Genomic DNA, 6,287 nt, shown 5'->3' on the forward strand with positions numbered 1-6,287 from the left:
CCCATCAGCCAACCTGTTGTCTTTCAAAAAGAAGGGAGCGCGTTCATGCGGTACGCAACGCTCGGTCATTCCGGTATTGAAGTTTCCAGGGTTTGCCTGGGAGGCATGAGTTTTGGTGAGATCACCGAGGGCCATGGCCATCAGTGGCTCATCGACCAGGACGGCACGCGTGAGGTCATCAAGCGCGCGCTCGACCAGGGGATTAATTTCATTGATACGGCTAACTGCTACGCAGAGGGCACGAGCGAGCGCTATATCGGCCAGGCACTGCGCGACCTCGGTATTGCGCGCGACCAGGTGGTGCTTGCAAGCAAGGTGTTCTTCAACGAGGGCTGCCTCTCGCGCGCGGCCATAGAGCGCGAGATCGACGGCACGCTTGAGCGCCTCGGTACCGACTACCTCGACCTGTACATCATCCACCGCTTTGACTACACAACGCCTATCGAGGAGACCATGGAGGCGCTCGACAGCCTCGTGCGCGAGGGCAAGGTGCGCGCGCTCGGCGCGAGTGAGATGTATGCCTACCAGCTGCACAACATGCAGGTGGTGGCCGAGCAGCACGGCTGGACGAAGTTCACGAGCATGCAGTGCCACTACAACCTGCTGTACCGCGAAGACGAGCGCGAGCTCATCCCCGTGTGCCGCCAGTTCGACATGGCGCTCACGCCGTACAGCCCGCTCGCCTCGGGGCACCTGGCGCGCCCGACCTGGGACTCCGACTCCACGCGCAGCCGCACCGACACCGTGATGGTCAACAAGTACGACGGCGCGCGCGATAACGATATGGCCATCGTGGCGCGCGTGGCCGAGGTGGCCGAGCGCTATGGCGTGCCGATGGCTCAGGTGGCGCTTGCGTGGCACAGGGCGCGCGGCGTTGAGGCACCCATCGTGGGATGTTCGCGCCCGCAGCGCGTGGACGAGGCGGTCGCGGCGCTTGATGTTGAGCTCTCTGCCGAGGAACTGGATTACATGGAAGAGCCGTACGTAGCGCACGAGCTCGTGGGCCCGCTCGCCCGTCCCGGTGAGAAGCCCCTTGCCGGCACCACCGACCCCAACGTGCAAAAATAGGACAGAGGATTTTTTGCAATTCGTTTTGACCGATGCCGTCCGGGATGCTCTCGTGCGGTATCGGTCTTCCGCTGGCCGGGCGGGATGTACGCAAAACACGTGCTCTCGGCTCTATGATGCGAAAAACGCCCGAACGTCGGGGGCCCGGCGATGGCGTGACACCGATGTCAGGCAAGCAGTCGCGTTTCTTACCGTTTGGCAATATGGTCGAGGCACATGCCGATGAACTCGCTCATCTCGGCGCGGAAGTCGAAATTGCTGCGGTCGACCCCAATTGCTTCGAGCGCCTGCGCAACGAGCGGGTTCGCGGCGCACGAGCCAGACATGCCCACCGCGTGGTAGTACACGGATTCGATGGCCCACGCGCCGCGCGCTTCCCCGGTGCCGAGCAACTCGGCCAGTCGCGTTGCCAGAGCGTCGCGATGCTCGTAATAGGCACGCTTGAACTCAATGAGCCGCTCGAGCGCCACGTTGGTCTCGACGATGGAAAAGAGCAGGTCGCCAAGGCGGAAGTAGCTTTGGTGCGCGTTGGCGATGCCCGCCCATACCTCGGCGATCACGGGCGCCGCAAGCCCGCAGCCCGAGGGCAGCGCGGCGAGGAGCGCTTGAAAATACGCATTTAATGCAAAATTAGGACAGAGGGAATTTTGCATTTGAGTTCGGCCACATCTGGCGGCCCATCTTGCCCCTCAATCGTCGGGCATGGCCCTAAGGCCTATGCCCTCCTCTTTCGGGGCAACCTGGACCGCCAGCTGCGCCCACACAGCCCCGGTAGTACAAACAGTCAGGAGCACATCATGAAGAAGAATATTGGAACCGCGCTGGCGCTGTACCCTATGCCCGTGACCGTTGTCGGTGCGATGAACGGCGGCGATCCCACGTGGACGCTCGTTGCGCACGTGGGCATCATGGGGCACGATCGCGTGACCGTGAGCCTCGCCGCCGCGCACTTCATCAACCAGCACATCAAAGAGACGGGCAAGCTTTCGATCAACCTTGTGAGCGAGGGCATGCTGCCGGCGGTGGATGTGGCCGGCTCGGTCTCGGGCGCGAAGGAAAGCAAAGCCGAGCTCTTCGTCTGGGAGGCCGCCGAGAACGGTGCGCCGTACATCACCGAGGCGCCGGTCGCCGTGGCCTGCGCGGTTGCGGACGTGTACGAGACGCCGGGCTTCGAGACCTTTATCTGCACTATCGACGGCACCTACGTGGACGAGGAGAATCTCGACGAGCGCGGCAAGATCGACTATGCCAAGGTCAAGCCGGTGCTCTTCGAGTTCCCAACCTACCAGTACCTGGCCACGGGCGAGGTCCTCGGCCCGTGTTTGTCGTTCAAGAAATAAGTGTCGTCGCGAACTTGCCTGCTGGGTGTGGCGGGTTGTGCTTCAAATACTGCCGAGCAGCCTGCTGCCGAGCAGTCCGGATCGTATGCGGCGGAGGATACAACTCCGACGCCGGAACAACGTGAGGAGGAGTCCATGGAAGAGCGCACTATGATCGTTCGCGACGAGGTGGGTCACGAGGTCCGATACACGCTGAACGACAGCCAGGCTGCAACGGGGTTCTGGAACCAGCTGCCGTTGACCTGCGCGGTCGAGGATTTTTCTACCAACGAGAAGACGTTCTATCCAGAAGAGCTCGATGCCACAGGCGCCCCGCTGGCCGAAGGCGGTGCGGGCACGCTCGCGTACTACGCGCCCTGGGGCGACGCGGTGATGTTCTACGACTCGTTCAGCGCCAACAACAGCCTGTACGAGCTGGGCGAGGCAGTTGAGGGCATCGAGCTCATCAGTCAGCTTTCCGGTCAGATTACCGTTGAGCGTGCGTAGGCAAAGCGAAGCATGGTTGAGCCGAGACGGCTTATTGCCAAACGTGTTTCGGCATCATAGCGGAAGGGAACGCGATGAACATCATAATCTTACAGGGGAGCCCCAACCGCGACGGCTCGACGGCGCTCATGGCGGACGAGTTTGCTCGCGGAGCGCGTTCCGCGGGGCACGCGGTAGAGCGCGTGGACGTGGCCGCACTCGATATCGCGCCCTGTACGGGGTGCGTGGCCTGCGGGTATGGCACGCGCCCGTGCGTGCAGCGCGATGGCATGGCGCCGCTCATTGAGAAGATCCTTGCGGCTGACGTGCTCGTGCTCGCCACTCCGCTCTACTACTACGGCATGACGGCGCAGCTCAAGGCGGTGATTGACCGGTTCTGCTCGGCCAACTCTGATATTTCGGCTCGCCGCCTGGGTGCGGTCCTCCTCGCCGTGGCATGGAACGCGGACGATTGGACCTTCGATGCGCTTGAGGCGCACTACGAGACACTCTGTCGCCACCTCAGCATGCACGACTTGGGCCGCGTGCTCGGGTATGGCTGCGGCACGCCGGGCATGACGCGTGCGTCGAAGCGCCTGCGCGAGGCCTATGAGCTCGGTGCAAGCCTGCAAGCGTGACAATGGTGCCGAATGTGACAATGGTGCCGGGTACATCTGTCACATCTCAATAATTGTCGTAAGAAATATTGATTTTACGCTTCAGTTTTCTACAAATAGTACGATGATTTTGGCCAGCAAGAGCCATAGGCTCGGGAGGGACCCGGCCCGAAGTGAGAATCGTTAGGGTGCAAAAATAGGACAGAGGAAATTTTGCATCACGAGGGGAGCCGGCGTGGCAATCACGGTGAATTTGTATTACACGGGCAAAGAGGGCGCGGCGCGCGCATTTGCCGAGGAGATGGAGTCGTCGGGCACGGCCGATCGCATCCGCGCAGAGGAAGGCAACGTTGGCTACCGGTACTTTCAGCCGCTCGATGACCCCGAGACCATCATGCTCATCGATAGCTGGCGCGACCAGGCTGCACTCGATGCCCACCATGCTTCGCCCATGATGGCGACCATTGCAGAGCTGCGTGAGAAGTACGACCTTCACATGCGAGCCGAGCGCTTCGTGACCGATACCGCAGGCGTGCCCTCGCAGGATGCGGCGTTCATTCGCGCGTAAGAGGCTCGCAGGATTCGCTCTGAAAAATCGGCGGCGGGCAGCGAGCTTCTTTTTGCGTGGCAAACTTACATGCCGATTTACGCAATAAGTGGGCGAAAAACGGCTCTTATTGCGTAATTCGGCATGCAAGTTGAAATTTGAGGGCACGTGTGTGCCGACGGCCTGCACGTGCGACGTTGCGCGCGAGCGATATCGAGAACCGAGCGAGCATCCAGACTGCCCATGCAGGCTTATCCATCTGCTGGACGGATATGCCGCAAATGAATCGCAGACACCCGGTGCCTACGATTCACGCCCGGTTTCTGCGATTCACCCTGCGGCCCAGGAGCCTCGTCCAGCGGGCCATGGGGCCATCGTTATTCAGCTAGGAAATCCACCGCATACTGGGCGGTGAGCATGGCCCCCTTCACGAGCACGCTCTCGTCCACCCGGTAAAAGCAGGAGTGCTGGGCAAAGGTGGCGCCCAGGGCAGGGTTGCGCGTGCCCACGAAGGCGAGCACACCGGGCACGCGGCGCAGGACTTCAGAAAAATCCTCGCCGGAAAGCGTGCCCCGGTAGCGCCCTACGGCCGCGGGGCCCAACACGCGCTCGATCGCACGCCGGCACCGTGCGGACGCCGCCTCGTCGTTCACCACCGCCCCATGCGCGACGGTGTAGTCGGTAAGCTCCGCTTCCGCTCCCAGCGCCGCAGCGGTATGCTGCGCGATGCGTGCGATGAGCTTCGGCATCGCCTCGTGCGCCGTGTCGCTGTAGGTGCGCACGGTTCCGGTGAGGTAGGCGGTCCCGGCGATGACGTTGCGTGCCGTTCCGCCATGGATCTCGCCTACTGTCACCACGGCGGGCTCATAGGGGCTGAGGTCGCGGCTTACGATGGTCTGCAGGTTATTCACGATCTCGGCGGCGGCCACGATGGCATCGGCGCCGCGCTGCGGCATGGCACCGTGGCACGACGTCCCGCGCACGTCGACGCGGAACCAATCGGTGTTCGCCATGCGCGGCCCCGCTTCGCACGAGATGGTCCCCGCGTCCACCTCGCTCCAAATGTGCGCAGCGTAGGCGCCGTCTACCCCTTCGAGCACGCCGGTGTCGATCATCATGCGCGCTCCTTGGCCGTTTTCCTCGGAGGGCTGGAATACCGCGCGCACCTCGCCGTGGAGCGCGTCGGTCATCTGCGCGAGTACGCGGAGCGCTCCGAGCTGCATGGCGATGTGGCAGTCGTGCCCGCAGGCGTGCATGACCCCCGCGCGCTCGCTGGCGAAGGGGACGTCGGCGCGCTCGGTGACGGCGAGGGCGTCGATATCGGCCCGAATGAGCAGGCGCCGCCGCGGCGAGCCGTCCTCCCGGTAGGCGTCGGGTGCAGTGCCGGCAAGCGTGGCGACGAGGCCTGTGTCAAGCGGGCGTTCGTAGGGGATGCGCATGGCGTCGAGCTCGCGGGCGATCGCCTCGGTGGTGCCCACCTCCTGCAGGCTCAGCTCAGGATGCTGGTGGAAATAGCGGCGCTGCGCGATGACGTACGGCTCTGCCGCGCGCCCAAGCTTCCGGATGCGCGCGGTCGCATCGGCCGTTCCCTGCGCCTGCGATTCCGATGCCGTTCGTGCTTGTTCGCCTGCCATGCGCCCTCCTGCTCCCGGTGGCGTTCGCGCCATCGGCTATACTCGTAGCTGTGAACAATCTTACGCTTTATCGGTAGGTGCTGGGCCATATGAATGGGGGCTTCTATGGCTGGGGAAGAAACGGGAGCCAAGAAGAGCGAGGTTCGTTCCCTCGTGCTGTCCGCGGGCGGCGTCGATGTTGCGGCGGTGCGCGCGCTCATGGCGCGGGATGTGCCGTCGGGGTATAGCGCACAGACAGCCGATGAGATTTTTGATGACTACTGGCGTTGGTTCAGACGGTTCCGCCTCATGGAGATCGTCGGCGTGCTGGGGCTTGCCGCCGTCGCCCTCATCGCAGGGATGCTCGGCTATATGGTGTGGTATTTCGTATTGCTCGGCCTGGCCATTCTTTCCGCGGTCCTCTTCCGGAGCGTGGTGGGCCAGCGCGAGCGCAGCATCACGGAAATCATCACGCAAGATTGCGACAGTGCTAAGTGGCGCCGGTTCATGGAGCTTTACGACGAGCGCAACCGACGGGGGTTCGTGCGGCGGAGGATCGCGTGCAATATCGCAGCGGCAGATTACGCCGACGGCAGGTATGCCGATGCGATCCGGCGTCTGGCGTCCATTTCGGTTG

8 protein-coding genes are annotated in these 6,287 nt (G+C 63.1%); 6 read left to right on the forward strand and 2 right to left on the reverse strand.

Going from position 1 to position 6,287, the window contains the following annotated elements; genetic code table 11:
• Nucleotides 1-45 precede the first annotated feature (45 nt).
• A complete protein-coding gene (locus AC1VS5_RS05725; RefSeq protein WP_481217988.1) occupies nt 46-1,068 on the forward strand; it encodes an aldo/keto reductase in 1,023 nt (340 codons plus the stop codon).
• Between the two features lie 188 nt (nt 1,069-1,256).
• On the opposite strand, the gene AC1VS5_RS05730 is transcribed toward AC1VS5_RS05725, so the two are convergent.
• On the reverse strand, nt 1,257-1,721 hold the full coding sequence (locus AC1VS5_RS05730) for a hypothetical protein (RefSeq protein WP_481217989.1): 465 nt from the start codon (nt 1,719-1,721) through the stop codon (nt 1,257-1,259).
• Nucleotides 1,722-1,865: 144 nt separating this feature from the next.
• Here AC1VS5_RS05730 and AC1VS5_RS05735 point away from each other — a divergent pair, with 144 nt between their 5' ends.
• The 4 genes from AC1VS5_RS05735 to AC1VS5_RS05750 all read left to right on the forward strand — a co-directional run bounded on the left by AC1VS5_RS05735 (nt 1,866) and on the right by AC1VS5_RS05750 (nt 4,058).
• Complete coding sequence (locus tag AC1VS5_RS05735; RefSeq protein WP_481217990.1) at nt 1,866-2,408, forward strand: flavin reductase family protein; 543 nt, start codon at nt 1,866-1,868, stop codon at nt 2,406-2,408.
• Between the two features lie 135 nt (nt 2,409-2,543).
• On the forward strand, nt 2,544-2,894 hold the full coding sequence (locus AC1VS5_RS05740; RefSeq protein ID WP_481217991.1) for a cyclophilin-like fold protein: 351 nt from the start codon (nt 2,544-2,546) through the stop codon (nt 2,892-2,894).
• Between the two features lie 74 nt (nt 2,895-2,968).
• A complete protein-coding gene (locus tag AC1VS5_RS05745) occupies nt 2,969-3,511 on the forward strand; it encodes a flavodoxin family protein (RefSeq protein WP_481217992.1) in 543 nt (180 codons plus the stop codon).
• Between the two features lie 214 nt (nt 3,512-3,725).
• Nucleotides 3,726-4,058, forward strand: a complete 333-nt coding sequence (locus AC1VS5_RS05750) for a putative quinol monooxygenase (RefSeq protein ID WP_481217993.1) — start codon at nt 3,726-3,728, stop codon at nt 4,056-4,058.
• Between the two features lie 356 nt (nt 4,059-4,414).
• Here the strand turns inward: AC1VS5_RS05750 and AC1VS5_RS05755 are convergent, their stop codons facing one another.
• Entirely contained in the window at nt 4,415-5,671 is a 1,257-nt protein-coding gene (locus AC1VS5_RS05755; RefSeq protein ID WP_481217994.1) for an amidohydrolase, read from the reverse strand.
• Between the two features lie 105 nt (nt 5,672-5,776).
• Between AC1VS5_RS05755 and AC1VS5_RS05760 the strand changes: the two genes are divergently transcribed.
• On the forward strand, nt 5,777-6,287 hold a 511-nt coding region (locus AC1VS5_RS05760), incomplete at its 3' end, for a hypothetical protein (protein ID WP_481217995.1).

Source organism: Enorma sp. (assembly GCF_982429025.1).

Coding starts and splice junctions, on each gene's coding strand:
- AC1VS5_RS05725 (WP_481217988.1), top strand. CDS start 46: ATGCGGTACGCAACGCTCGGTCATTCCGGTATTGAAGTTTCCAGGGTT.
- AC1VS5_RS05730 (WP_481217989.1), bottom strand. CDS start 1,721: ATGCAAAATTCCCTCTGTCCTAATTTTGCATTAAATGCGTATTTTCAA.
- AC1VS5_RS05735 (WP_481217990.1), top strand. CDS start 1,866: ATGAAGAAGAATATTGGAACCGCGCTGGCGCTGTACCCTATGCCCGTG.
- AC1VS5_RS05740 (WP_481217991.1), top strand. CDS start 2,544: ATGGAAGAGCGCACTATGATCGTTCGCGACGAGGTGGGTCACGAGGTC.
- AC1VS5_RS05745 (WP_481217992.1), top strand. CDS start 2,969: ATGAACATCATAATCTTACAGGGGAGCCCCAACCGCGACGGCTCGACG.
- AC1VS5_RS05755 (WP_481217994.1), bottom strand. CDS start 5,671: ATGGCAGGCGAACAAGCACGAACGGCATCGGAATCGCAGGCGCAGGGA.